Genomic DNA, 24,912 nt, shown 5'->3' with positions numbered 1-24,912 from the left:
AGCGGGTAAGGCCGTACGCAACTGCCCCGGGGCATCATCAATCCCCGTTTCCTGCCGTTACTTTCGTAAATCAAAGAATAACTCAGCCTGTATCGCGGGGCATTTTAAGCAGTGAATACCAGGATTGTGCCAGTGACCGGGCGGACGAAGTTATACCAGCAATCGCGGCCTTCGGGCCGGGGGATAAGTGAACCTGCTAGTTATACTCATGGCAAAGCGACTCTCAGGCAGACTATACTTGGGTTTTGCCAGTGACCGGGCGGACGAAGCTATACCAGCAGCCGGGACCTTCGGATCGGGGGATAAGTGAACCCGACGGTCATCCTCGTGGCAAAACGACTCTCAGGCAGACGATACCAGGGTTGCGCCAGTGACCGGGCGGACAAAGCTATACCAGCAATCGCGGCCTTCGGGCCGGGGGATAAGTGAACCCGACGGTCATCCTCGTGGTAAAACGACTCTCAGGCAGACGATACCAGGGTTGCGCCAGTGATCGGGCGGACGAAGTTATACCAGCAATCGCGGCCTTCGGGCCGGGGGATAAGTGAACCCGACGGTCATCCTCGTGGCAGAACCACCCTCAGATCGCCAGAAACCGGTATAAACGGGCCGCACAGGGGCGGGGCGGCCCGCGATATCAGCTCAGCAGTGTTTCGGCATACCGATAGAGGGATTTCAGCAGGGACTGCTTACGCTCATCATCGGCATAGAGGCTGGCGAGTTGTTCAAGCTCACCGATATAGTGCTCCACCCGCGCCGGGTTCAGTGTTTCACGACGATGTTCCAGCCAGCATTGTTGCTCACCATGATCGAGGGTTCCCGGAAAATTACGGGCACGGTAACGGAATAGCAGCGGCAGAATACGCTTATCGTCAAAAGTGATGTCCAGGGCCGGCAGATTCCCGGGTTCGGTGCCACGGACGATATTCATCGCCTGCCGGTCGGCATCACTGAAGAAACCATCATATAACTGCGCATCCACATCCTGAGAGGGTTCAAATTCACGCCCATCCGCAAAGATAGTGACGACTTTTTCACGGATGTCGGCATGCTGCCGCAGCAGCGCCAGATTATCCAGACAGAACTGGCGATCGATCCCCAGCCGTGCGGCATCCTCCGGACGCAAGGTGCTGGCCGGTGCCAGCACCGGGCACTTATTAATATGGACCAGTTTTAACGGGACCGGCGGCAGGTCTCCCCGCTGTTCCCGCGGGGTATACATACGCTCGCGCAGTTCATCCGCACTCTCCTGTAATAATGGCTGAATATCACCGGCCAGGTCGAGGGTGATCAGTGCATTCCGGTTATCCGGATGCCATGCCAGTGGCACAATCCAGCTGGTATTGCCACGGGCAGCACCGAACATTCCGGAGACATGCACCAACGGTTTCATCTGCGGAATATCGATAAGCGTCTGCAGCTTATTTTTATTGCGGTGGAGATAGAGGAAATCGAACAGTTTTGGCTGTTTTTCGCGGACCAGTTTTGCCATTGCCAGGGTGGCATACACATCAGACATGGCGTCATGGGCTTGTTCGTGGCTGACATTGTTCGCTTTGGTCAGATGTTCCAGCCGGAATGAAGGAAAACCTTCTTCATTTTCGGGCCAGACAATTCCTTCCGGGCGCAATGCATAGCAGGCACGCATAACGTCCAGTAAATCCCAGCGCGAATTACCGTTCTGCCAGCTCCAGGCATACGGGTCGTAGAAGTTACGGTAGAAAATATTGCGCGTGACTTCATCATCGAAGCGCACATTGTTATAGCCGACCACGCAGGTGCCTGGCTCACTGAACAGGGCATGAATACGTTGCGCGAACTCAGCCTCACTGACGCCCTGTGCCATCGCATGTTGTGGCGTAATACCTGTGATCATCACCGCTTCGGGCTGAGGAAGGTAGTCATCGGCAGGCCGGCAGTAAAAGACTTCAGGTTCACCGATGATATTGAATTCTGCATCCGTGCGGATACCTGCAAACTGCGCAGGGCGATCCAGCGCCGGATGCTTACCGAAGGTCTCATAATCATGAAAAAGGAAGGTAGGCGTTACTGATTCATTCTTTTTCATCCGAAACCTTCCTTTTCTTTCCTGTTATTTTATTAAATATCAATTTGTTATCGCTATAATTGCTCAATTAACAACCTTTTTTATCCTGAACTTTCCTTTGTTATCCTCTTTACTTCATGTGATATTTTGTACCATTCTTGTACCAACCACAATTTTTCGGGTGTACCAATTTTAGAATGGCTCTCTCAGACACGAAGCTAAGAACAATTTCAGGCAAAGCCTATACCGGACCCTCTGAGGTTACAGACTCTCATGGACTGAGCGCAAGGATATCACCAAAAGGAGTTATCAACTTCCAGTTCCGCTTTAAATGGCAGGGGAAATTTCAGCGCATGAGCATTGGCCGGTATCCGTCCGTGTCTCTGAAAGATGCCAGAAACATTACTGATGAACTGAGGCTGCTGGTTGCTTCCGGCGCGGACCCGCGCTCTAAGTTTGAAAGGGGGCAGAGTTCAAAAGCCACTCTTTCTGATTGCCTGAACTACTGGTATCAAAACTACGTAATTACGCAACTCAGGCCTAAGACCAGGGACCTATACAGTTCCACGGTAATGAAGGTAATGGATAGCGCATTTCGCTTTGTACCTATGGAAGATATTACTGCTAAGCAATGGGTCGATTTCTTTACTGTGCAGGAGCGGGAAAATCCACGCCGTGCCCGCCAGGTTCTTAGCCAGTTAAGAACGGCAACACACTGGTGCATCCGTAGGCAGTATATTGAATCATCATCTCTGATGAACATTCTGCCTCGCGACTTTGGTACATCATCTCAGGTGGGTGACAGGGTTCTTACTTATCCGGAGCTTGCACAGATATGGCTGAAAATAGACCGTAGCCGGGCATCAACGTCTAACAAGCTCCTTCATCAGATGCTGATGTTATGGGGGGCCAGGAACTCAGAGCTAAGGCAGGCCACTACGCAGCACTTTGATCTCGACAGCATGGTGTGGACCACTCCTGCTGAACTGAGCAAGATGGGAAATATAATCCGCAGACCAATATTTCCGAAAATTGAGCCACTGCTTGAAAAGGCGCTGACAACATATAAAGGGATTTTGTTTCCGGGAGATGCGCTGGACAAGCCGATATCCATATCGGCGGCCAACAGGTATATAGGCAGGATTCGTGACGAGATGGATATCGGGTACTGGAGGGCGCACGATTTTCGCCGAACGCTCGTTACACGACTGTCTGAGCAGGGAGTTGCGCCCCATGTCACCGAGAAGATGCTGGGGCATGATTTGGGCGGGATTATGGCTGTGTACAATAAGCATGACTGGATCGAGGAGCAGAAGCAGGGGTATGAGCTTCACGCCGATAAGATACTCTGGCACGTCAGGAAGCTATCTTCTGCTTAGACCCGCCATTGTTTATCCAGCTTTGTACCTCCGATGGCCGGTATTGGTTCGGGTGTGAACGTACCGGCTCCGGAAAACAGCATTCCTTTCTGTAACGCCACATGGTATTGGGCGATCGGATGTTAAGGCAGGCCATTACTTCTTTTTCAGTGACGAGTTGCTCAATCTGCATAGCATTCTCCTTTACCCAACCCGCAGGCACGACGATGCCGCCGGTGACCGGTGCGGGGGTAGGGTGGTTTGGTTTAGTGGGGGGGTTAGTGGCGGTTAAACTTCGTGGCGCGTTCGCGTTTCTCGTCATCTTCACGGCAGGCTGAATCGCAATAGTGGCCTTTGTCGATCTTGTCGCCACAGCTATAGCATTTGCCGGTGAATGGCTTCGGTCGCGGGCGGTTCGCCATCGCAATTTTCAGTTGTTGCTGCTCCAGTTCTGAAGCCTGGTCGAGTTGGTCTGCGTACATAGTGGTTTCCTTTAGGCAATAAAAAACCGCCTCGATGGGCGGTTATGTTTTTGATGTGGCTTCACTTTTTCAACAATTCTATACATCCAATTATAATGGTGGATATTATTACCAAGATAACAAATTTGTGTACGGGGCCATATTTTTTTATTCTAATCCATTCATCTTTAATTATTGCCGATGACATTTTGCAAATTTCTTCAGCATTTTCAGATAAACTTTCTCCCGGCCGCCATGCTTCAGAATCCTCGATCTTCTGGGTTAGTAGAAGCCTTTGATTTTCTTTGATTTTACCTGATGAAACTAAAAGCATCTTTATTAATGCCTCTTGTTTTATTAACTCGGTCAAATGATTATAAAGATTCTTTTCCAAATCTTTCCTGGCATCCACCCAGCGCTCATCTCTTCTGGTTTGATCAGAATCTTTAATTTGAGAGGTTCCTAAATATCCAGCTATCCTTGTTAATTCCTGCTGGCATCTATTTCTTTGCACTAAATGAGATATGAATTCAGCTGTTGCAGCGGAAAATGAGTTAATCCAATCTTTGGTATAATCATTTTCCTTCATTTCTTTATTGAACAATAATGCTAAAACAGCTACAAAAGCGGAAGTTATTGCTGGGTATAGAATATTTGAACTCACGCACTCTCCCTCTCTAAATCTTACATTTTCCTTATCACTTTACCACACAAAAGCATATGCCGGGGCTGGATATCACCCATAGCCTCGATCTGATGTTCGCACTGTGTTTCGGTTGGGTAGAGTGTTTCAGTGAGGGGAGTTGCCTGGTTACCGGAGAGAATGAGGATGACGTATCCGGCGAGTATCATGCGGGTGGCTCCTTAAGGAATATAATCCAGTGCGTTTTATCCCCCTTACCAGTCCGCTGCCAGATGGTCGGCATCTGGTCAGTTAGGGCGATCACCAGCTTCACCGGAACCTGCGTTTCATTCCATTTGAATATCAAAGTCCCGTGTGGCCGCAATACCCGAAATGCCTCACGGAATCCATCCGCAATATCCCGCTGCCAGTTATCCTTATCCAGAGCACCATACTTTTTCCGCATCCATCCATTTTCACCAGCCCGCACAAGGTGGGGAGGGTCAAAAACTACCTGAGCAAAACTATCATCAGGGAAAGGTAGGTTACGAAAATCGGCGATTATATCGGGGGAAATATTTAGTGCGCGTCCATCGCATAAAGTGTGCTTCTCAGAGCGGATATCGCAGAATGTTGCTCGCTCATCTGTTTTATTGAACCAGAACATTCGGGAGCCGCAGCACATGTCCAGCACTGGCGTATCCATCACTTCCTCCTGTACGCATCCCACAGAGCTATGCGGAACGCTATTCGTTTAATGAAAGCAGGGAACCATCCTCTGATTATCAGCATGCTTATTCTCTGGATCATCGCACCACCAAAAGGGCGCTTTGCTTCAGGTTTTCGAGCCATGTCTTATCCATTGTAGCGAGTCTCATGCTGATATTAAAACGGCCCTGATTATAAAGCCAAGCCATTGAGCCCATGCAGTGAGACTCTTTGCCACTATGCTGATACTGGCCGCAATCATCTTCATGGCCTGACAGTGTTTTGTGGCACAGGAACGGCGCCATATCGTCAGCAAGAAGCCCAGACTTAATTCCAGCCAGCCGCCCGGGCTTCAGCGTGTGAGAAATGGACTCCGGAGAGTCCAGGAATGGACAGTTACTGCATGGTCTGGTTAATGCTATTGCTCGTATTTTTGTCATCACTCCCCCAGGCCGTTGCGTCGTTTGATTTCATCAAGACATAAATTCCACCCGTCCTTCTTTCCAGCCCCATACTCTGAATGTTCGATACCCTCAATCTCATCAGGCAACTTAATCACCGGAACCGGCGGGGCGGTGTAGAATTTCTCGGTTTCAATCATTTCATACTCTGCAATATCCTCAGGTGAGATGTTCTTTAATCCGCCCCTGCGTAAATGAATGATTGTGTTTCCATTTTCCGGGTGCACAGACTCAATCTCTGATACCTCCGGCGCCGCAGTCAGTGAAGCCAGGGCGATTTGATGTTTTAACAAGTTATTTTCATGTACCTTCCGCCATCCTATTGCGAGACCTGCTGACAAAAGAAGCTTTTCAGCGTGTTCTATTTCCTTTTCACAATCAGCAATCAGCTCCTGCCGTCTCTGCTCAGTTATTGGTTTCATTCAACCTCCCCGGCTCGAATGGAGTTCGAGAGGCACTCAAGCTCATACGGTGAATAAGATTTGTCACCGAGTCCTTTCAGTTTATTAATCGCTAATTCAACACCACGCGCCATCCACTCCCGGCGTTCGGTGTCCTCACCATCAAGCTGGTCGCCCACATACCAACAGCACTCGCGCCAGTCTGCACCTTCGAGAGATACCATTCCGCAAGGTTGGAACATCGATCTCTTCCAGCTGGCGACTGGCTTTGGCGGTTTACGCAGGTAACAATAAACATCACCAGAGTGCGAAAACGCCACATAGTTAATATTTACCGGAACATCGAACCACAGGCCGCCAGCCTGCACACGCTTAGTTAATTTTTTCATCACTCAGACTCCAACTTGATGCCAGCAGCTTTTAGCACCTCTTCGATGTCCCAACGCGCATAAACCGGGTAGCGTTCAGAGCCATCACAGCTTCTGTCTTTCTCGCTGTGAGATACCGTTACGTAATCCCAAAAGCCATCCGGCGCATGGCCTGCCTGAATCCAGATTAAGTGGGTGTGTGGCTTCGGCAGCTTCACTGTACGGGTTTCCAGTTCTGCAATGCGTGCGTCCCGCCATGCCAGTTCCGCAGCAATGTCTGATTTACTGTGAAGTCCCTCGCGGGTCATTGCTGATATATGGCGGGAGTAGTGGTTGCCTGATATATCCAGGTCCATGATGTCTCGTTCTGCGTATTGATTATTAGTCACTTTCCTCTCCAACAGATAACCCTCCCGGTGCCGTATGGCAGAGGATAGGGTGGGTGAATGGGGTTTAATTGACGTAGTGCTTTCGGCTGAAGACGATCCGTGTCTTTTCTTTCGCATTAACGCGCCGTGGTTTGGCTTCCAACCAGTAGAGCCTGTCCATGGCTCTGCCATCAGTGGCGAATGGCTCTCCTTTGCCGAGCTTTACGGTGTCGCCTTTAAAGCTGGAGCGCATAACCTCGTTTATCCTTCCGAGGCTAAGGCCGAATTTGTCGGCAAGTTGCTGGCCTGTCATTGGCCCCTTGTTTAACTGCCAGGTTATCTTCTCCTTGATGCCAGATAGCGGACATTCCCTTGTCCGGCGGTAGTGGGGCGTTAGCTTCATGCGGAATTTCCTCCGGCCGCCTCCAGCTCTGATTTTCTGGTCTTATATACCTCAGTGGCCTTACTCACCCGATCGTCATCGCCAGCAAGAGCCGCCTTTGTTTTCTCAAATCTACTTTCAAGTTGAGCCAGCGTTGAGTGCATTGCTACTTCGGAAAACCACTCCAGCGGGTCTACCTTGGGTTTCGTTACCAATTTTTCGACCACATGCTCTACGCGTTTCCCTCGCGATACCGTCAGCATCAGAGAAAAGCTGGATTCGACATCGCTCATGGCTTTAACTTTAATGCCGCCAACAGCCACACCTCCGTACTTCACAGAGGGGTCTCCGGCCAAGGTTAAAGATTTCCCCGCCCAGGCATGGCCGTCATTGCCCCAACCCTCAATCAAGACTCGGCGCATTGATTTTGATGGTTTGTAAGGCCTTCCGTCATATCCTTCCAAATCAATAAATACTGGCTGCTCTTTATTTCCGGCTCGGACAGATTTAATTACCGCGGTGATACTACTTATCTGAACATCGTCAAAATTAAGCTGATCAGAGCGTGGGATAATGGTTTTTGATAGGTCCATTAGATTATTACCTCGTCATCAAACTCTTCATCGAAGAGATAAGAAGGGATGTTTATTTCAGACGAGGGGAGAACAATCCCCTCATATCTGGCTGATTCGCTTTCCATGCATTCGGCTAGTTTCTCCAGCGCCTCAAGCATCTGCTTTCGTCCCTGCTCAAGCGACTCCTCGCCGATGTAATACATGCAGTTTCGATAAGGAGCTGTATTTTCTACGGCGAAAAAACAGAACTGATTAAGATCTCTGCCGGTTACCAGCCTTAGGACATGAAGGTAAAAGGCCGCCTGGATGTGGTAGTGATACTGGCCGAATGCACTGCTGAACCCTCGCTCCGATGCATCCCTGCAACTTTTCACATCCAGCGGGTAAGGATAGGACTCAGAAAGCCTGTCAAACCTGCATTTCAGGTTAAGGCCAGTGATGTCACACGTGGCAAACATGGAGATCTCAGATTTACCAGGTGACCGCATGTAATCAACAAAATCACTGTTCATTCTTGCTGACTCAACCATGCGGTTTACTGTTTCAACCTCGCTACCCACAAGAACAAAGTCTGAACCGTATTCACTTACCGCTGCCTTGTAGTCAGCTGATCGCCGGTCAAGGCCATCAGGAAGCAAATGGAAGTCCCGCTTATACACATCAGGCTCAAGTATGGCTGCGTGGATGGCGCTACCAATATGAGCTGACTTACTGCCTTTGAATGGGTTGAAGTAGAGGTTTGCTGGGCTAACGCTGATTTGCTTAACTGAAGTAGACCCGATCGCCGGGTCCGCATGATAATCAGCATTTGATAAGTTGTGGTAGATGCCTGGTTCCATAGTCAACTCCATTCGGCTTGAGCTTTAGCCAGACAAATGCGATCAACGAACGCGGCATAGGCGTCCTGTGCATCGTCGCTTGCCAGCAGAGAGAAATACGCCGGGTTATCTGCTGCGAACATTTCAACGCCATCAGGGAATAGGGCAGATAACTCCTCGGCCCGTTCCCGCACCGCTTCGTCATAATTCAGTTCGGCATAGTGCCGATCCCAGCGTTGTGCCTCTGCGTTCTCAGCGACTGCAAATGAAGGTTCATGCAGCATGGTTCACCTCCATAAGCGAATTCACATACTCAACCAGGACGTCGAAATCCATCTGGCCGCACAGTTCTGTTTGCTGCTCAGTGGTCAGGCCGTCGATGGCGCAATCTTCAAGTGAAACGCTGACCTTTCCGGGCCGCATAGCCCCGCGTGTCTGCACATCTGAGCATTCGATAGTCAGGTTCAGGCTCATTTCGACCTCCTGGTAAGCTGTAACATCCGAAGCCGGTTAGCATCGTTATCCGGCAGTGAGTAGCGAATAAATCCGACGTTAAATTTCAGCCTCTTCACGCAAAAGCCTCCCCGCCCGGACGGGCCGCTTCATTAACAAATCGCTTGATACGGTCAAGCTGTGATTTAAACAGTGATTTAGCAGCGCCAATGACGCCGCCGATGACGTTGGTTGTCATTAGCGATACTCCGTTAGGTGTTATGGTCATATAACCGCCCACTCAGTGAATGGACGCTGATATGAGGGCGTAAAAAAAGCAGCTCAGTGGCTGCTTAATTGTTTGCTTTGGCTTTCCCGATCTCGGTTAACTAAGGCGAGACGTATCCATTGCCTGCGATAGAAGTCATTAGGCCGAGCGAATTTAGCTCTCCATCGGTACTCATTTTTCAATTTGCGATACACGGTGCACATGGGGCCTGAGTTTTTCACTACCTTCTCCCATAAAAGCAGATCAGTGGCTGCTTAATCTACCCATTCGGTAAGTTGCAAAAGCTCGGTAATATCATCGTCTTCTGGCTCTTTGTTTTCAGCGTTGCACTCTTTGCAGTTGGTGGCCTGTACCGGGTAACCCATGCACCCACACATTTCAGCCAGGCCGGAACAGCAGCGAGTAAAAACAAATCCACCCTTGCACTTATCGCATCCCATTTCCTCTCTTCCACAAAAAAGCCCCTGCGAGAGGGGCCATATGACTTCTTGAAAATTAATCAGTTAAGCTATTATCTGACAGTCCTTTTCTTAACAACTATGCCGCTTAGTATCCTGTTGTTGATTTTCTCTTTCCATCTTAGTTGCAGCTCAGATAGTTTTCTTTTATTTTTTGTTTGCACGAGAAAATTGTACTCTTTTTCATCATGCAAGTAGCCCTTGCGCTGAGCGTAATCAATAACGGCCTGGCTAGCATTTGCTCGAGGGTTTTCTTTTATGCGCCTCATCCCACTAAAAAGATTATCTTCATCTTTTTGCATGAATCTTTTTATGCATTTGTTACCAACGTAGGTAGTTTTATTGTTTAGTTTATTCTTTATGTAGCAATGTTCTTTGATATCTTGACCGCAAGGACAATTATCCCATTCTTCAGATAGTTCAATACTATCAAGAATCCATTCGCTACACGCAACAGAGAAATCTTCAGATTCGGATAAATTTAATATATGGCTTTTCAGATTTTCGAAGCGAAACCCATCCATCAAAGTAACCTATAAAATAAGATGATTAATTATTCCTAGCACTCTTACGCATTGATGTCCATGAGTATTCTATTTTTACACTAAAGGAATAGACCGGCCTCTGACCTTCTGCACAGCGTGAATCTGCCGGCCGGCTTCGTTGCATATTTTCTGAAACTTGGACTTCTGTACATAAGCAGGGGGTGGTTCCTGCTCAGGGCGGTTGCGCCAGTTCGGTGCTTTCAGTGCCTGCTCAACGCGATCAACTGGTTTAAGCTGCATTGCTTCGGCTGCCTTGCGGGCGTTGAACTCCGCCATGCGGCGTCTGTTTCTGTTCATTGGGATATCCTCTGTAAGTTCTTTGGTGGAGTGGTGGCCGGTGCTGATATCCGGCATGGATTCTGTGTTCAGAGCTCGCCATCTACATCCTGTCGCATGGGTACAACCCCAACTTTCGGATTTCCCGAGCGTCACCGATACAGCGACATTGACGCATCAGCCTGCGCATTCACCACTCCCCGAAGAACTCACTTCGGCCTGTGTATTCACAGGAACCTTGTTGTTAAATAGCAGCCTGACCTCATGTCCGGCGCGGTAGGTAGTCCGTTTACCGCATCGATGTTTCGTTTCGATGGGCTAAGTATCACCGGTAGTAATTTTATAGTCAACACTAGCGGTGATAATAAATTGCGCGTGGTAATTAACTGACTGGTATTTAAGGTTATTTATTTTTCCTCAGACGAAAAAAATCCCGCACAGGGCAGGGCGGGATAGTGTCGGAGGTTCGGTCTGGGTGTGATTTCGTGTGGTACAGCTATCAGGGGAGGTGCTAAAGCTGGCTATGGCAGAGTTTGCTATTTTCCTTTTTTTTTCTTTTTTTTCTTTTTTACTTTTGGTTCTGGATATAGCCACCTAGCGACAATATAAGCCAACCCGAGGACATTCACTGTTGTTGTAGTAATTAAAGTAATAACTATTTTTTCACTCAAGGAAAGAACTGTGCCATGTTTCAAGTATATGCACTGCTGAGAAATTATATCTATAGATCTCAGTAGGTTATAACTTGATGGTGAACACTTCCCCTTAAAATAAGTCACATCCAAACTACCTAAAAAAACCAAACAAAAAACCAATACAAGCCAAAAGCCAATAATAGAAAAAATAATGTATGCAAGTCGCTTTCTTAAACTTTCTAACCGGTATAATGAATCTTTGGTACTTTCAGCTTGCTCTGCATATTTTTTGAGCTCAGATATGTCATCCTCTAACCCACTAATTAGCTGTGAGCACTTTGGGTTAGTACATTCTTCTTCATCTTCGTGATGAGTGTGTTTACTATGACGCCCAGCTTTACCTGGGCGTTTTTTCTCTGCTTTTTCAGCTTCCTCTGCATTAACAGTTTCTTTCTGGAATGCCTTAGCTACATCATTGTATTTATTTGACAATGTAGACCCTTGCAAGCTATGAATTTAATAGGTTTTTATAATAATTTTTAATAATATCAGATGGTATTACAGAGTTAAATCCATGAGCTTCTTTAGTCTTTGACCAAGGCGACCCTGGAAGGTGAGTGATTTCTGAAAGGGCAAATGCATCAACATCCCCATATACAGAAAAAACTTTTTTTATCAGATTGTGCGAGTTGCCATCATCTTTTTTGATTGATGGGGTAAACGTTTCATAATCCTCTCCATCTATACGCCATGATTTAATCGGAGAAGTGATAGGATTCGAACCAAATGACTTCAAGTATCTGTAAAGAGTCGGTGCCACAGGACCATGACGCCAAACTTCAAAAGAATCATCTACAAGAGCAGAACCTTCGATCGCTAATTTGAACCCATTCGCTATAAAAACAAGCTTTTGCATCTGCATTGGGCTTAATGACCCACCGCATTTTTTCGCTTCATCATAAAAGGCATTTGCAACTGCTAAAGACGAATAAGCCATGTTATGCCTCCTTAACTTTAGGTAATCACTTGATCACTTTGACCAAGTCTAATAGTTAAAAATGGTACATTACACATGTTGTAATGTATATGATTATAACAATAGCTATATCAGCAACTTACGATAAGCGAGTGAATTTGAAGCACATTTTTTACTTGACCGTAAATAACGAACTTACATATCCCGCAGAGCTCGTAAAGGTGTGGGCAATAAAAAAGGCCGCATTTCTGCGGCCTATCTTCACGCCAACCCCATCACTTAAACCGCATCTTGGCCTCAACGGCTACGCCTCAGAACGTGTCTTCCGGCCATTGGGCCTTTACGACCTTACCAACAATCCTGCAAGTGGCGTCACACTCAAGGGTGCGGTAGGAGGGATTGAGTGGGGTCAGATAACAGATGCCAGCATCTTTTTCGTACTTTTTGAAAGTAACCTCTGAGTCACCGTTCACAGATGCAACGCAGAAATCACCAGGCTGAACATCTTCAGCAGGGTCAACCAGGATCAGCATCCCTTCGGGGAAGCTGGGTTTTGAACCCTGTGGTGCAGTCATTGAATGCCCCTTAACCTCAAGCCAGTATGCTGAATTGCTGGCCTTCTTACTGGTACTTATCCAGTCTTTGGCATCCATCTGGGTGTAAGAGCCTACCTCAGAAAAATTACCGGCCTGAACAGTAGTAAAAAGCGGATATTCATACTGTTGTTTAGGTGCTGAGAAAACACCCTGAACAGCAGAGTACATTTCTCTAATTTCATCAGCCAGCACGGGGCTAATTTCCTCAACGGGAACACCCAGTAACTTTGCAAGCCTTGATGCGTGAGCATGGTTTAGGGCATTTGAACCGTTCAGAAGCTGATTCACTCCACTCTGACCCATGCCAATAGCCTCTCCCAGCGTCTCTTGAGATAGCCGGAGCTCTTTTTTCTTGCTTTCAAAGATCGCCTTAAGCCTTGCGGCGTCTGCGATTTGTTCTTCTGTCAGAGGTTTCTTTTTCATAGCTGCATTTTATAACCGCATGGAATATTCACCAATCACCGCTAGTGTTGACTATTTCATTACTAACAGTGATAATGATGGCGAAGATTAAGGAGAGATTATGGAAAAATTAACACTATCAGCATTTGTCTCTCGGAATGGTCAAGAAAAGGCGGCTGAGGTTTTTAACTGCCGGCAAAGCGCAATCAGCAAAGCCATTTCTTCAGGCAGGAACATCACAGTCACCATCCTTGAGAATGGGAAAGTGATCGCTGAAGAACTGAAACCATTCCCTAGCAATAAGCGTGATATTCAACCCGCATAAGCACCAACCGCTCTTTAACAGTCTGCCACCCTCGGAATACCAGGGACCAATTTAAGTGACAGCACCTGCTGATCACTCAACTACACACACAAGGATTTTCTCAAATGGAAGTAACAACCACACGCAACAACGCTCGCGCTATTGAGAGCAAGTTATTGAACAAAATCGCATTAGTCGGGCTGACCAACGTAGCGAAAGCTGTTGGCGTCGATAAGTCTCAGGTGTCGCGCTGGAAAGTTAATTTCATTCCGAAGATGTCACTGCTACTGGCGGTGCTGGAGTGGGGCGTGGATGACGAACAGATTAACGATCTGGCCCAGCGTCTGCGGGTATTGCTCACAAATGAAAAGACCCCAAAGAACGGCGAATTCTTTGAGGCCTGATAGCGAATTACTGGATCAATTCACAGGGGTCATTATGTCTACACTTTATCAGCTTTACAAGCACAAAGAGAAAAACGGCACCGGCACATCGGTCAATAAAACGTATGTGGTACCGCTATCTGAGTTATACGTCGAACCTGGCTTTAACGTTCGTGAAATCGACCAGGATCACGTTAATGAATTCCGGGATGCCTTCATCGCCGGTGAATACCTTCCTCCGCTGGCCGTACAGGTCACAGAGAAGGGCATTAAGATTCTGGATGGTCACCACCGCTATTACGGCGCACTTGCCGCCACAGAAGCGGGGCACCCGATCCTGCGCATTGAGTGTAAGGACTTTGTCGGCTCGGATGCTGACCGTATCGCCTTCATGGTTACATCATCCCAGGGTAAGCCTCTCACACCGATTGAACGTGGCTCTGCCTATCTGCGGATGATTAATCAGGGATGGGAACCGGCTGAGATAGCCAGGAAAGTTAAACGGTCTGTCTCGGACGTTAACCTGCATCTGGATCTGGTCCGTTGCGGAACGGAGCTTCTCGACATGGTCCGGTCTGGTGAGGTTGCGGCAACAACTGCCGTCGCTTTATCCCGTGAACACGGCCCGCATGCGACATCTGTTGCAGTCGGACAACTGGATAAGGCTAAGGCCGCTGGGAAGAAGAAAATAACCCGCGCTGACGCTATACCGTTGTTCAGTGCATCCAAAGCCAGACGGCTTGTAGAGCTTCTGGTAGACGCATCATTGCAAAATGATAACTGCGGTGATGATCACCTGCTTCTGGCATCCGGTACCGCCAGAGAAATCACTCTCATCCTTGACGAATACAGAGCCGGTATCCGGCAGGGAGAGGTTTCATGAACCTTGCATACGATAACGTATCACCAATCAGGCCCGATCTCCGGGCCGTGGAGCGCCGCGTGGTCGATACCGATAATGGTTATACCAAAATCGCTAACGAACTACTGGAGGCCATTGCAAGTGCCGATTTAACAGCGCGTCAGTTGAAGGTCATGATGGCTTACATCCGTAAAACATATGGCTTCAACAAGAAAACAGATCGCATTGCTGACGAGCAGATATCTCAGGTCACCGGGATATCGAGACAGAACGTCAACAAAGCAAAAAAAGAACTGATTTCAATGAATTGCCTGTTAATGGAAGGGAATCAGATCGGGGTTAACAAGGAGGTTTCAGCGTGGAAATTCAGCAAGTGTCTCCAAGTTAGCAACTTTGTCTCTAAACCAGAGACAAAAAGTGTCTCTAAGTTGGAGACTTTGCCTGTCTCTAATCCAGAGACACACAAAAGACATTATCCAAAAGAAAAGAAAGAAAGTAATAAACCCCCTAAATCCCCCAAGGGGGAATCGCCGAAGTTTGACCCTCTGAGTATCCCCGTTCCGGACTTCCTGAATAGCCAGTCCTGGAGTGAATGGGTGGACTACCGTCGCCAGTCTGGTAAGCCAATCAAAACACAGGTGACCGTGACAAAGGCGTTCAAGCTGCTACGCGAATGCTACGACGAGGGCCATGACCCGGCGGCGGTGATTGATTCCAGCATCGCCAACGGCTACCAGGGCCTGTTTAAACCGAAGGGTCGGCCTGTAACAAGCCCGCCAGTGAACCAACAGCCTGAACACCACTGGAACAGCCCTGAATCATGGGAGGAATTTATATGAGTCGATTACTCCAGGCAGTCGCCAACCGTGACGCCGGTACGTTATCGCAGATCGCAGGTAACTATCCTGATAAGCCGACACAAAGCGTGGTTAACAGCGAGGCTGAGCGCCGGGTCGATGCGCTGTTCCGGCAGTTCCGGCAGGTATTCCCGGCGGCGGCGGCGACAAACCTGCGTACTCAGGCAGATGAATCAGCCGCGAAAAAACAGTGGATTGCTGCTTTTGCTGAAAACGGGATCACCACCCGTGAGCAACTGGCGGCCGGTATGCGGTGGGCCAGGGCGAAAGATACCCCGTTCATGCCATCCCCGGGCCAGTTCATCGAACAGTGCAAGGCTGGGGCCTGCCACGCCGCAGGATTACCGGACGCTGACGAGCTGTACCGCCGGGTTATGAAATACTGCGGGGAGCGGGGGTTTTATGATTGTCCGGAAAACTACCCCTGGGATAACAACGCTGACTACTGGATGATCACCGCCCTGTACAGCCAGATGCAGGCCGGGAACCTGACGGAATCAGAACTGCGTCAGCGGTGCGGTAAGCAGCTCAAATCCATGGCAGACCGGATAACTTCCGGAGAGGATATCCCAGAGCCCCGGAAGCAAATCCCGCAGCTGCACATACCGTCTAAACCCGATGTGGCGAAATCACATATTGCAGATATTCGGGCCCGGTTCGGACTGCGTAAAAGATAACATGAAGAAAATTTACGTAATCGAACTTATTTGATTGCACTAGTCACACTTTTTAATAATATATCCTTATATTTATTGACATTCCTCGGCCCAACATTCTACTGTTCCTTTGTTAAATTTATTATCTCTCTGCCTGGCGATGTGATAATCACGGTTAATAAATTACTTAGTAGCGTAAAAGTTTATGAGCTAATTATAATTTACATTGATATTTTTAATGGATTTTGTTGAGTTGGAGTCGAGATGATGGAGTTAGGTATACGCAAAGCAAGTTCAGGCGATTTGAAGTTACTTCATGATTTGGCACGAGTTACTTATCGAACTCACTATAGCCAAATATGGCTTTCAAAGAATGATATGGAAGACTATATAAATAAAGAATATTCATATGAATCGATCAGGAAAAGTCTTGCTAACCCGAGAGTTACTTGGTACTTGATAGTTACTGACAGACCAATAGGATTCGCTAAAGTTATCTGGGAGATGCGTGTTCCAGGGACAGGTAGAGTTGGGGTTTTTTTAAGTAAACTATATCTTGATGAGGGGACTACAGGGAAAGGTTATGGAAAACATATACTTGAACTAATCATGCAATACTCTAAAGATAAAGGGTATGATTATTTTTGGCTAGAGGTGATTAAACAGAATGAGCGTGCATGCAGATTTTATGAAAACCAAGGCTTGAATTATATCAGTAATGGCACTCTAAAAGCAGGAGCTAAAAATATTCCGTTGAAAATTATGGGTAAGGATATTTGATGGGGTTATCTAATGAAGTTCATTGGTTGATAACTGAGTTGCGATAAAAACCACCCTGTTATTTATTATGGCACTAAGTGTTTCTGTGGTTGTTATTTTTTTGGAGCCATGAAGCCATTCATTCTAAATATAGAAGTAGTGCCAATTATTTTTTAAATGCTCATGTTAATTGTGGTATGACATTCAGTGCTATTAATTAAGTAAATGGTTCGGGATGGAAACTAACGTATTCATGAGACTACTTTTTTTATAGGAAGATAACCATTGCAATTCGACCTGGTGAAACACCCAGGTGGCGTATTTTCTCCAGCAAATGACACTGACCTCGAACGACTCCAGCGCTTCAAAACCGGCGAAACCTACACAGCCGAAATCAAACTGACCCGTAATCCGTCCTTTCACCGCAAGGTAATGGCCTTCTTTGGCTTTTGCTTCGATCACTGGTGCGCGAACCGTGCTGGTTTGGAGCATATGGACGAAAGCAGTCAGTTTGACCGGTTCCGTAAAGACCTGACGATACTGGCCGGCTTCTATGTCCAGACGGTCAGATTAAACGGTGACGTCCGGACAGAAGCGGAAAGCCTGGCGTTCGCCAGCATGGCGCAGGAACGTTTCGAGAGGGTGTATAGCGCACTGATTAACGCCGCCATTAAACACGTATTTGCGGGTACCAAAGACCCGGACATCTTAAACAGGCTGTATGCCTTTTTCTGAGGAAGTCTTATGACACCATACCGACAAAAGATACTCGACCTATTCGAGGACGGACGCTGGTTAACCAACGGCGAAATAATCGCAGCTACAGGGTCCCATGCCAGCAAAGTAAACCAGGACCTCCGGTGGCTGATTGATAACGACAAAATTCAGTGCAAAACCGATCCGGCGCGGGCATGGGCCAACGTTTACCGGAAAAGCACTATGCCATCGGTAGGGCGTATAAAACTGCTGGATAGTTACCTCAGGGGGTGCCATGCAAACTGACTGCACAGCCTGCGGATTTCCGGCTACTGACGGGAAACTCTGCGACTCCTGCGATGAACTGTACAGCGCAAAGAGCCCAAACTTTTATGATCTGGGAGGTGATGATGAAGCAAACGAAATTGACTAAGTCATCCCGACGACGATGCAAAATATGCCGTGAATGGTTTAACCCACGATTCCCTAACGAATGGTGGTGCAGTCCGGAACATGGCACTGCATACGCACTAATGCTCAGACAGAAGGAAAAGTTAAAGCAGGAGCAGCAAAGGAAGAAAGAAGCGCAGCAGGAAAGACGTCACCACCAAATACGCAAACTCGAAGTAAAACCCCTCAGCTATTTCCACAGCAAAGCCCAGGCAGCATTCAATCAATTCATCCGCATCAGAGACGCTGAGCAGCCCTGTATTAGCTGCGGACGTCATCATGAGGGTAAGTATGATGCCGGACATTATCGGACGCGTGGAGCCTCTCCAGCAACGCGGTATGACGAGACAAACTGCCATAAGCAATGTGTCCCCTGTAACCAGCACCTGTCCGGAAACATCGAGAACTACACGCCGAACCTTATCGAAAGAATAGGGCAGGAAGCGTTCGATGTTTTGATGGGGCCGCATCCGGTGAAGAAATGGATCCGGGAAGAGCTGGAAGAACTGGCTGCGCGTTACAGGAAGAAAACCAGAGAGCTGATTAAACAGCGGGAGCAGCAATGAACCTCGAAAACGCCGTTAAATTTCACAGCCCCAAATCCCCGCAATTCACCGACTCCCCACGGGCAACCGCATCAGAGGCATTAACCGGCACTGATGTTATGGGAGCGTTCGGAATGGTACAGAGTCGCTCTGCACTCGGATTCACAGCTTTCAGCGGCAAAATGGATCTGAGTGAGAACGACAAACGAAAGGCTATTCAGTTACTTACACAACACGGATTAAAGCATTGCGACAAGGTGGCCGCCTTACGCAAGCTTGAAACCAAGGTTAAGGGAAAAGTGGTGCAAACACTCGCAACTTTCGCCTTTGCTTCATGGTCACGTTCTGCGGCAACGCCCGGGGCCCGATGCAAAGACTGTCACGGGACCGGTCGCGCATGTGATCGGGAGAAGACAGAGGAGAGCGGGGTATTCACTGAAAAGGAGTGTAACCGGTGTTCCGGGGTAGGTTATTCAAAGCTATCGGGGAAGTCGGTTTATCGCGGCGTGGCCTATGCTTTATCCGCCGATCAGTGGAAGCGGGGTGTAAGTCAGTTTTACGACTCGTTAATCTCAGAACTGGATAAGTCAGAGAATCATGCCAACAGCATGTTGCGGCTCGTTACTACCTCTTTCGAGTAAATTCGATAACCCCAAACGATTGCACTTGACCAATTACACCTTTTTGGGTAAATTTGACTCCCATGATGGAAGATCTTTGCTTAACGAATTTTTATCAGCTACCTCGCCTCGGCGAGGTTTTTTTTATGTATTACTTTCATGTTCTGAAATCAGGGCTATACTTTTTTTGAATCACTCATTACCTCTCCATCATGTTATTACCCTGAAATGCAGTACTCTCTCTTAACCCCGCGTTTTGCGGGGTTTCTTTTATCCTGAATGGGATACGCTTCGACGATTTTGTGATGCTGGTCAAACTCCTTTTATCTGAGGTATCCAGAAACTTGCATGGTTTTCAAGCTGTTCTACGTTATGTAGTGTATGACTCATACTTTGTTCCCTTCTTGTGTGTTTTTGCCCGCGCCTGGTGCGGGCTTTTTTTTATGCATGAAAACAATTATCCAAAATGATGAGATGTCCACATTGTAAGCACAGTTCCCACACCAGAAGCAGTCGTTACCTCTCTGACGATACGAAAGAAACTTACTACCAGTGCCAGAATATTTTCTGCTCCTGCACATTCAAGGCAATTGAAAGAGTAGTCAGAGTCATATCAGGCCCTTCAATTTCACCCTCTGCCGATTCATAACACGTTAAAACATCCTCTCTGAACTGAAGCGTTAACGGCAGCGGGTGAATCCCCTACACCTCAATCCCCGTTCGGGGGTGACTATGAAGAAACAGACTATGAGCGAAAGGCCGGACACCTGGGCTGCGATGCTCTCATGGCTGGCCACGCACAGAAATGAGGCAGGTTACTCTGTCCTGGCCTTTGTCATGTCGATCCTCGCAACGTCACGGAACAGAAAAGCACGATGGACAGACAGAATCGCCGGCGCACTGATGTGCGGCATTCTCTGTTTCTTCGCCAACCCGACATTAACCGCCATCTGCGCGATATTTCACTGGAATTTTCCGCCTGAACTTTGCTGGCCGGTATCTGCTGCAGTTGGGTACATCGGCGTCGATTCCCTGTTTGCATTTGCCCGCCAGAAATTCGGCCTTAACGACAGCAAGGAGGAAGCAGATGCTGACGGCAACTAATTTCCAGTCCGCCACCGGTATCGGTGATTATCTCCGCGATGTCTGGTTTCCGAATATCAACGCGGCGATGAATAAGTTCGGCATAACCAACCCGTACCGCCAGGCGCACTTTCTCGCACAGGCCGGGCACGAATCAGGAGGGTTTGCGAAGATCGAAGAAGGTCTGAATTATCGCTACGGTGCTCTGCTGGCAATGTTTGGCAACCGAATAAGTCAGGCTGATGCACTGAAATACGGCAGAGTTGATGCCGGCACCAATGCTCACCCGGCTGACCAGCCGATGATAGCCAACATCATCTACGCCAACCGGAACGGGAATGGTGATATTGCCTCGGGTGACGGTTACCGGTTTCGTGGTCGCGGGTTAATTCAGATTACCGGTCGCAGTAATTATCAGGCCCTCGTTAATCAACTGGGTGTCGATATCATCGCAGACCCTGACCAGTTAACCACATACGCACTGGCTGCTGAGTCGGCTGCCGCATGGTGGAGTAATCACGGTCTGAATGCCCTGGCTGACAAAGATGATTTAATCGCGATTACCCGAATCATCAACGGCGGCACTAACGGCCTGGACGACAGAACAGCGCGACTATTGAAAGCTAAGGGGGTTTTATGCTCTGGCTGACACTGCTCGTAAAATCCAAAGCGTTCTATACCAAACTCCGCAATAACGCCCACGTCATCATCCCATGCTTATTCATCCTTCTCGTCTGCGTTGCTCTATGGGGGCTGAATACCAGCAACCACCAGTTAACCGCGACAAACGAGCGACTGGAAAGACTGAGCGACAGCAAAGACGCCCAGATTAACGAGCTGCAGGATAAAAACGATGACCTGGCCGATGGTGTGCAGAAGTTAACTGCTGCCATCCAGAAGCAAAACGTAATCATGTCTGATGTGCTCCAGCAGCGGGCAGATGCAGACCAGTACAATAAGGCGCTACAGAGTGAGATTAAAACCTACCTACTTTCGGACCAGTGCGCTAAGTCTGCCGTTAATCGCGATGCTGTTGACCGGCTGCGCCAGGCAGCAGAAGCAAACGGAGTACCGGACAGTCACAGTACCGTGTCTGCCGATCCCGGCAGAGCTGACAGCACCAATCACTAAACCCGCAATCCCTGACACCTTCACCTATGGCGACAGCGTGATGCTGAATGCTGAGTTATTCGGCTTGCTAAACCAGGCCAATATCGACCGGCGGACGATCAGGAACATTGAGGCGCAAGAAAAATGAAATTCATCCAGTGGCTGAAAAGCCTTTTTAACCGAGAGAAAGAGAAAATGTCAGATCAATCAGTAGTACAACCAGTTGCAGCACAACCAGCCGCCGCTCAGCCTGTAGCTAACGAAGCAGCACAGCCAGCAGATACCGGAAGTCTAAATAGCGGTAGTGGCGCGCAGGTTGCAGATACCACCTCAACCAGTTCTCCATTGGAGCAGGCTAAAGCTAAGTTTGACGCTTTCGTTGAATTTGTTGAGCACGGCCTGGAAGTCCTCGGCGAAGAAGCCGAAGCCGATCTGGTCGCTCTGAAAGATAAGTTCCTGTAATCAGAACAGAGGCCATTACGGTGGCCTCGATTGTGATTACCAGAAGAGTAATTTACTCCCGACCCACGTCATAAGTTGGCCTTTCTAATTGGTGCGACGGAAATGCCTACAGCTTAGATTATTTTAATTGAATTTATTTGATAAAAAGTAGGAATATATAAACTCAACATAAGCATGTGAGGGGTGATATGTCTACTTGGGAATGCCCGTTTTGTGGTCGATTGTCCGTTAAGGATAAAATACAACAACAGTATAATTATTACATTGTTAAAGCTGATACAAAACAGGGGGAGCTTTTAGTGCAGTCGTGGGTTTATGTTTGTCCAAACCATGAATGCAAGGAGTTTACATATATATCTGAAGTGGGCTCAGCAAAGATTGTACCGGGAAAGTATGAGATAGCAGAACCCATTCAACGATGGACGCATATCCCTCAAGGAGTAGTTAAGCAGTTTCCAGATTATATTCCAAAAGCTATTCTCAATGATTATAGAGAGTCAGCAATGATTGCGGAGCTCTCTCCTAAAGCCTCAGCAACTTTAGCACGTCGATGTCTACAGGGGATGATCAGAGACTTTTGGGGTGTCAAAGAAAAGAACCTCTTTGAGGAGGTTAGGGCAATTGAAGAAAAAGTTGACACAGATACATGGCAGGCGATTGATGCAATAAGAAGCATTGGCAACATTGGCGCGCATATGGAAAAAGACATTGATTTGATTATTGAAGTCGACAAGGAGGAATCTGAATTACTCATTAGACTCATCGAGACTTTACTTAGTGATTGGTATGTTGAGAGAGAAAACCGGCGAATCAGATCTGAAAGGATAGTTGCTGCGGCTGCGGAGAAAAAAGAATTAAAGCAACAGTAACAATGAAACCGCCTCTGGGCGGTTTTTCCGTATGCATCATAGAGCATCCTATCGGGTGCTGTTTAATGCAATCAACAAGGAATAGAAATGGCAAAACCAGATTGGGAGGCCATCGAGTCGGCTTACCGGGCTGGTTCGTTGTCCATCCGCGCAATAGCGGAAAAGCATGGTGTAAGTGATACCGCCATCAGGAAGAAAGCATCACAGCAGAACTGGCAAAGAGACCTTACCAACAAGGTCAAAACGGCCACGCAGGATAAGTTAGTTCGCGCAGAGGTTCGCGCCTCTGGTTCGCAGTCGAAAGTGCGAACTGATGACGAAATCATCGAAGAAGCATCTGACGAAGCTGCAGCAGTTGTTATTGCTCACCGTGAAGGTTTGGCCGCCTGGCGCGGCATCACCAATAAGCTCCGCACTTTCCTCGAAGATGCGGAAATCACAGAGGACAACCATGCTGCCATGTCCCGCTCAATCACTGCCGGCGTGGACGCTCAGATTAAAGTCATCAAGGCAGAACGTGAAGCCTACAACATCGACAGCGGCGAGAAGAGCAGCGAGACAGACACATTGTCCGATCTGATGGACTCATTATCTAAGGGGTGACCATGAAGCCGGAACACCTCGCATTACTGAGGGATAAGCTCTGGCGTCTAAATCACCTTTACTGGATTACCGACAAAGAAGGTAAGCCCGTCCGGTTCACGATGACGCCGGAGCAGCTTGAATATTTTGAAGGGATACACACCCGCAACATCATCCTGAAAGCCCGCCAGTTAGGTTTCACGACTGAGGTCTGCATTATCCAGCTGGATGCAGCACTGTTTGAGGCAGCCAGATGCGCCCTGATAGCTCACACCCTGAATGATGCAAAGCGCCTGTTCAGGGAGAAAATTAAATACGCCTACGACCGCTTGCCTGATGGTATCAAAGCGGCAAACCCGGCCAGTAATGACGCTGCCGGCGAACTGGTATTCAGCAAAGGCGGCTCACTCTACATCAGCACGTCATTCCGTGGTGGAACGCTGCGTTATCTGCACGTTTCCGAATTCGGGAAGATATGCGCCAAGTTTCCTGACAAAGCCCGGGAGATTGTGACTGGTGCCTTTGAGGCCGTATCGACTGACTGCTTCACCACAATTGAGAGCACAGCCGAAGGTCGCGCCGGTTACTTCTTCGATTACTGCCAGACTGCCGAAAAGGCACAGATGCAGGGCAAGCCGCTGTCGAATCTCGACTGGAAGTTCTTCTTTTTCTCATGGTGGAAGAACCCCCTGTATGCAATCGACCCGGTGGAGCCAATACCGCAGCGTCTGAGCGAATATTTCGCTGAGATTGAGGCTAAGCATGACATTGCGCTGAACGACCGGCAGAAAGCCTGGTATTACGCCAAAGAGAAAACGCTCGGTGATGACATGAAGCGGGAATATCCAACCATTCCCGCCGAAGCATTCCAGCAGTCTGTTGAGGGTGCGTATTACGCCAAGCAGTTCCGCTGGCTGTACGAGCAGAAGCGCATTGGAACACTGCCTGATAACTCACATCTGCCGGTTCACACTTACTGGGATATTGGTGTCGGTGACTCAACGTCTATCTGGTTCGTCCGGTTTGTCGGTGAGGAATATCACATCGTCGACTACTACGAAAACAGCGGTGAAGGTCTGCGGCACTACATGAAAGTGCTGAAAGACCGCGGCTATGAATACGGTGAACACTGGGGGCCGCACGACATCGACAACCGTGAATTTGGTAGCGATGCCAAATCCCGTAAAGAGATTGCACGGGAAGGGTATGTAATCGACGGGCAGAGATATTCAATACGCTTCCAGGTTGTACCAAAAGAGTCCGTAGCAACCGGCATAGAGTCGGCCCGTGAAATCCTGAAGCATTGCGTATTCGACGATGTGAAATGCGCTGACGGCATCCTGGCACTGGAGTCCTACCGTAAGGAATGGGATGACAAGCGCGGGTGCTGGAAAGACAAGCCGTATCACGATTGGACATCACACGGCTCTGACGCCTTTCGCTATTTCGCAGTGACTAAACGTAACCGTAAGCAAATCGGTGCAATCTTCTTCTAA

38 protein-coding genes are annotated in these 24,912 nt (G+C 48.2%); 20 read left to right on the top strand and 18 right to left on the bottom strand.

Annotated elements, in window-relative coordinates; genetic code table 11:
* Nucleotides 1-637 precede the first annotated feature (637 nt).
* Entirely contained in the window at nt 638-2,068 is a 1,431-nt protein-coding gene (sbcB, locus tag ABD035_RS14735; protein ID WP_343870951.1) for an exodeoxyribonuclease I, read from the bottom strand.
* A gap of 176 nt (nt 2,069-2,244) precedes the next feature.
* On the opposite strand from sbcB, the gene ABD035_RS14730 reads away from it, so the two are divergent.
* Nucleotides 2,245-3,426: a tyrosine-type recombinase/integrase gene (locus ABD035_RS14730; protein ID WP_343870950.1), complete on the top strand. Its 1,182-nt coding sequence runs from the start codon at nt 2,245-2,247 to the stop codon at nt 3,424-3,426.
* Nucleotides 3,427-3,683: 257 nt separating this feature from the next.
* On the opposite strand, the gene ABD035_RS14725 is transcribed toward ABD035_RS14730, so the two are convergent.
* The 17 genes from ABD035_RS14725 to ABD035_RS14645 form a co-directional block, all read right to left on the bottom strand.
* Nucleotides 3,684-3,887, bottom strand: coding sequence for a hypothetical protein (locus tag ABD035_RS14725; RefSeq protein WP_343870949.1), 204 nt, complete (start codon nt 3,885-3,887; stop codon nt 3,684-3,686).
* 61 nt (nt 3,888-3,948) lie between these two features.
* Nucleotides 3,949-4,530 carry a hypothetical protein gene (locus ABD035_RS14720; protein WP_343870948.1) on the bottom strand — a complete coding sequence of 194 codons (582 nt, stop codon included), beginning with the start codon at nt 4,528-4,530 and terminating at the stop codon, nt 3,949-3,951.
* A 184-nt stretch (nt 4,531-4,714) separates the two neighbouring features.
* Entirely contained in the window at nt 4,715-5,194 is a 480-nt protein-coding gene (locus ABD035_RS14715; protein ID WP_343870946.1) for a class I SAM-dependent methyltransferase, read from the bottom strand.
* Nucleotides 5,195-5,635: 441 nt separating this feature from the next.
* Entirely contained in the window at nt 5,636-6,079 is a 444-nt protein-coding gene (locus ABD035_RS14710; RefSeq protein WP_343870945.1) for a hypothetical protein, read from the bottom strand.
* Entirely contained in the window at nt 6,076-6,447 is a 372-nt protein-coding gene (locus tag ABD035_RS14705) for a hypothetical protein (RefSeq protein ID WP_343870944.1), read from the bottom strand. Before ABD035_RS14705 ends, ABD035_RS14710 begins: the two co-directional genes overlap by 4 nt.
* A complete protein-coding gene (locus ABD035_RS14700; protein ID WP_343870942.1) occupies nt 6,447-6,815 on the bottom strand; it encodes a hypothetical protein in 369 nt (122 codons plus the stop codon). The genes ABD035_RS14705 and ABD035_RS14700 overlap by 1 nt, the downstream gene beginning before the upstream one ends.
* A 64-nt stretch (nt 6,816-6,879) precedes the next feature.
* Nucleotides 6,880-7,197, bottom strand: a complete 318-nt coding sequence (locus ABD035_RS14695; protein WP_343870941.1) for a hypothetical protein — start codon at nt 7,195-7,197, stop codon at nt 6,880-6,882.
* Nucleotides 7,194-7,769 carry a hypothetical protein gene (locus tag ABD035_RS14690; protein WP_343870940.1) on the bottom strand — a complete coding sequence of 192 codons (576 nt, stop codon included), beginning with the start codon at nt 7,767-7,769 and terminating at the stop codon, nt 7,194-7,196. The genes ABD035_RS14695 and ABD035_RS14690 overlap by 4 nt, the downstream gene beginning before the upstream one ends.
* Entirely contained in the window at nt 7,769-8,590 is an 822-nt protein-coding gene (locus tag ABD035_RS14685) for a PD-(D/E)XK nuclease-like domain-containing protein (RefSeq protein ID WP_343870938.1), read from the bottom strand. The genes ABD035_RS14690 and ABD035_RS14685 overlap by 1 nt, the downstream gene beginning before the upstream one ends.
* 2 nt (nt 8,591-8,592) lie before the next feature.
* The gene (locus tag ABD035_RS14680; protein ID WP_343870937.1) at nt 8,593-8,853 is read right to left on the bottom strand and encodes a hypothetical protein; all 261 of its coding nucleotides are present in this window, start codon (nt 8,851-8,853) and stop codon (nt 8,593-8,595) included.
* The gene (locus ABD035_RS14675) at nt 8,843-9,043 is read right to left on the bottom strand and encodes a hypothetical protein (protein WP_343870035.1); all 201 of its coding nucleotides are present in this window, start codon (nt 9,041-9,043) and stop codon (nt 8,843-8,845) included. Before ABD035_RS14675 ends, ABD035_RS14680 begins: the two co-directional genes overlap by 11 nt.
* A 94-nt stretch (nt 9,044-9,137) precedes the next feature.
* A complete protein-coding gene (locus ABD035_RS14670) occupies nt 9,138-9,260 on the bottom strand; it encodes a hypothetical protein (RefSeq protein ID WP_256360140.1) in 123 nt (40 codons plus the stop codon).
* Between the two features lie 541 nt (nt 9,261-9,801).
* Entirely contained in the window at nt 9,802-10,272 is a 471-nt protein-coding gene (locus ABD035_RS14665) for a hypothetical protein (RefSeq protein ID WP_343870936.1), read from the bottom strand.
* Nucleotides 10,273-10,347: 75 nt separating this feature from the next.
* A complete protein-coding gene (locus ABD035_RS14660; protein WP_343870935.1) occupies nt 10,348-10,590 on the bottom strand; it encodes a hypothetical protein in 243 nt (80 codons plus the stop codon).
* A gap of 515 nt (nt 10,591-11,105) precedes the next feature.
* Entirely contained in the window at nt 11,106-11,696 is a 591-nt protein-coding gene (locus ABD035_RS14655) for a hypothetical protein (protein ID WP_343870934.1), read from the bottom strand.
* Nucleotides 11,697-11,712: 16 nt separating this feature from the next.
* Complete coding sequence (locus ABD035_RS14650; protein ID WP_343870933.1) at nt 11,713-12,201, bottom strand: Panacea domain-containing protein; 489 nt, start codon at nt 12,199-12,201, stop codon at nt 11,713-11,715.
* Nucleotides 12,202-12,491: 290 nt separating this feature from the next.
* Entirely contained in the window at nt 12,492-13,199 is a 708-nt protein-coding gene (locus ABD035_RS14645) for a LexA family protein (protein ID WP_343870932.1), read from the bottom strand.
* Nucleotides 13,200-13,299: 100 nt separating this feature from the next.
* On the opposite strand from ABD035_RS14645, the gene ABD035_RS14640 reads away from it, so the two are divergent.
* The 19 genes from ABD035_RS14640 to ABD035_RS14555 all read left to right on the top strand — a co-directional run bounded on the left by ABD035_RS14640 (nt 13,300) and on the right by ABD035_RS14555 (nt 24,912).
* The gene (locus tag ABD035_RS14640; RefSeq protein WP_343870931.1) at nt 13,300-13,503 is read left to right on the top strand and encodes a Cro/CI family transcriptional regulator; all 204 of its coding nucleotides are present in this window, start codon (nt 13,300-13,302) and stop codon (nt 13,501-13,503) included.
* Between the two features lie 104 nt (nt 13,504-13,607).
* Entirely contained in the window at nt 13,608-13,886 is a 279-nt protein-coding gene (locus tag ABD035_RS14635; protein ID WP_343870930.1) for a CII family transcriptional regulator, read from the top strand.
* 34 nt (nt 13,887-13,920) lie between these two features.
* Nucleotides 13,921-14,748 (top strand): ParB/RepB/Spo0J family partition protein, encoded by an 828-nt coding sequence (locus ABD035_RS14630; RefSeq protein ID WP_343870929.1) that lies wholly within the window; start codon nt 13,921-13,923, stop codon nt 14,746-14,748.
* The gene (locus ABD035_RS14625) at nt 14,745-15,566 is read left to right on the top strand and encodes a replication protein (RefSeq protein ID WP_343870928.1); all 822 of its coding nucleotides are present in this window, start codon (nt 14,745-14,747) and stop codon (nt 15,564-15,566) included. The genes ABD035_RS14630 and ABD035_RS14625 overlap by 4 nt, the downstream gene beginning before the upstream one ends.
* Nucleotides 15,563-16,261: a replication protein P gene (locus ABD035_RS14620; protein ID WP_343870927.1), complete on the top strand. Its 699-nt coding sequence runs from the start codon at nt 15,563-15,565 to the stop codon at nt 16,259-16,261. Before ABD035_RS14625 ends, ABD035_RS14620 begins: the two co-directional genes overlap by 4 nt.
* A 243-nt stretch (nt 16,262-16,504) precedes the next feature.
* On the top strand, nt 16,505-17,020 hold the full coding sequence (locus ABD035_RS14615) for a GNAT family N-acetyltransferase (RefSeq protein WP_343870926.1): 516 nt from the start codon (nt 16,505-16,507) through the stop codon (nt 17,018-17,020).
* 264 nt (nt 17,021-17,284) lie between these two features.
* Nucleotides 17,285-17,734, top strand: coding sequence for a DUF1367 family protein (locus tag ABD035_RS14610; RefSeq protein WP_343870925.1), 450 nt, complete (start codon nt 17,285-17,287; stop codon nt 17,732-17,734).
* A 9-nt stretch (nt 17,735-17,743) separates the two neighbouring features.
* Nucleotides 17,744-18,001 (top strand): hypothetical protein, encoded by a 258-nt coding sequence (locus tag ABD035_RS14605; protein ID WP_343870924.1) that lies wholly within the window; start codon nt 17,744-17,746, stop codon nt 17,999-18,001.
* Nucleotides 18,002-18,102: 101 nt separating this feature from the next.
* Nucleotides 18,103-18,711 (top strand): recombination protein NinG, encoded by a 609-nt coding sequence (locus ABD035_RS14600; protein WP_343870923.1) that lies wholly within the window; start codon nt 18,103-18,105, stop codon nt 18,709-18,711.
* Entirely contained in the window at nt 18,708-19,331 is a 624-nt protein-coding gene (locus ABD035_RS14595) for an antitermination protein Q (protein WP_343870922.1), read from the top strand. The genes ABD035_RS14600 and ABD035_RS14595 overlap by 4 nt, the downstream gene beginning before the upstream one ends.
* Before the next feature lie 445 nt (nt 19,332-19,776).
* Complete coding sequence (locus tag ABD035_RS14590; RefSeq protein WP_212713404.1) at nt 19,777-19,959, top strand: ogr/Delta-like zinc finger family protein; 183 nt, start codon at nt 19,777-19,779, stop codon at nt 19,957-19,959.
* A gap of 83 nt (nt 19,960-20,042) precedes the next feature.
* Nucleotides 20,043-20,414 (top strand): phage holin, lambda family, encoded by a 372-nt coding sequence (locus ABD035_RS14585; protein ID WP_029687102.1) that lies wholly within the window; start codon nt 20,043-20,045, stop codon nt 20,412-20,414.
* Complete coding sequence (locus ABD035_RS14580) at nt 20,398-21,042, top strand: glycoside hydrolase family 19 protein (protein WP_343870921.1); 645 nt, start codon at nt 20,398-20,400, stop codon at nt 21,040-21,042. Before ABD035_RS14585 ends, ABD035_RS14580 begins: the two co-directional genes overlap by 17 nt.
* Nucleotides 21,030-21,524: an Rz lytic protein gene (locus ABD035_RS14575; protein WP_343870920.1), complete on the top strand. Its 495-nt coding sequence runs from the start codon at nt 21,030-21,032 to the stop codon at nt 21,522-21,524. Before ABD035_RS14580 ends, ABD035_RS14575 begins: the two co-directional genes overlap by 13 nt.
* Nucleotides 21,421-21,651 carry an Rz1-like lysis system protein LysC gene (gene lysC / locus ABD035_RS17685; RefSeq protein ID WP_425579729.1) on the top strand — a complete coding sequence of 77 codons (231 nt, stop codon included), beginning with the start codon at nt 21,421-21,423 and terminating at the stop codon, nt 21,649-21,651. The genes ABD035_RS14575 and lysC overlap by 104 nt, the downstream gene beginning before the upstream one ends.
* On the top strand, nt 21,648-21,965 hold the full coding sequence (locus ABD035_RS14570) for a hypothetical protein (protein WP_343870919.1): 318 nt from the start codon (nt 21,648-21,650) through the stop codon (nt 21,963-21,965). The genes lysC and ABD035_RS14570 overlap by 4 nt, the downstream gene beginning before the upstream one ends.
* A 188-nt stretch (nt 21,966-22,153) precedes the next feature.
* Nucleotides 22,154-22,834: a DUF4145 domain-containing protein gene (locus ABD035_RS14565; RefSeq protein WP_343870918.1), complete on the top strand. Its 681-nt coding sequence runs from the start codon at nt 22,154-22,156 to the stop codon at nt 22,832-22,834.
* 87 nt (nt 22,835-22,921) lie between these two features.
* Complete coding sequence (locus ABD035_RS14560; protein ID WP_343870917.1) at nt 22,922-23,437, top strand: hypothetical protein; 516 nt, start codon at nt 22,922-22,924, stop codon at nt 23,435-23,437.
* A gap of 2 nt (nt 23,438-23,439) precedes the next feature.
* A complete protein-coding gene (locus tag ABD035_RS14555) occupies nt 23,440-24,912 on the top strand; it encodes a terminase (protein ID WP_343870916.1) in 1,473 nt (490 codons plus the stop codon).

Origin of the sequence: Tatumella terrea (assembly GCF_039523755.1) — a bacterium.
GTDB classification, from domain to species: domain Bacteria; phylum Pseudomonadota; class Gammaproteobacteria; order Enterobacterales; family Enterobacteriaceae; genus Tatumella; species Tatumella terrea.
This window is presented reverse-complemented; position numbering and strand designations above follow the sequence as displayed.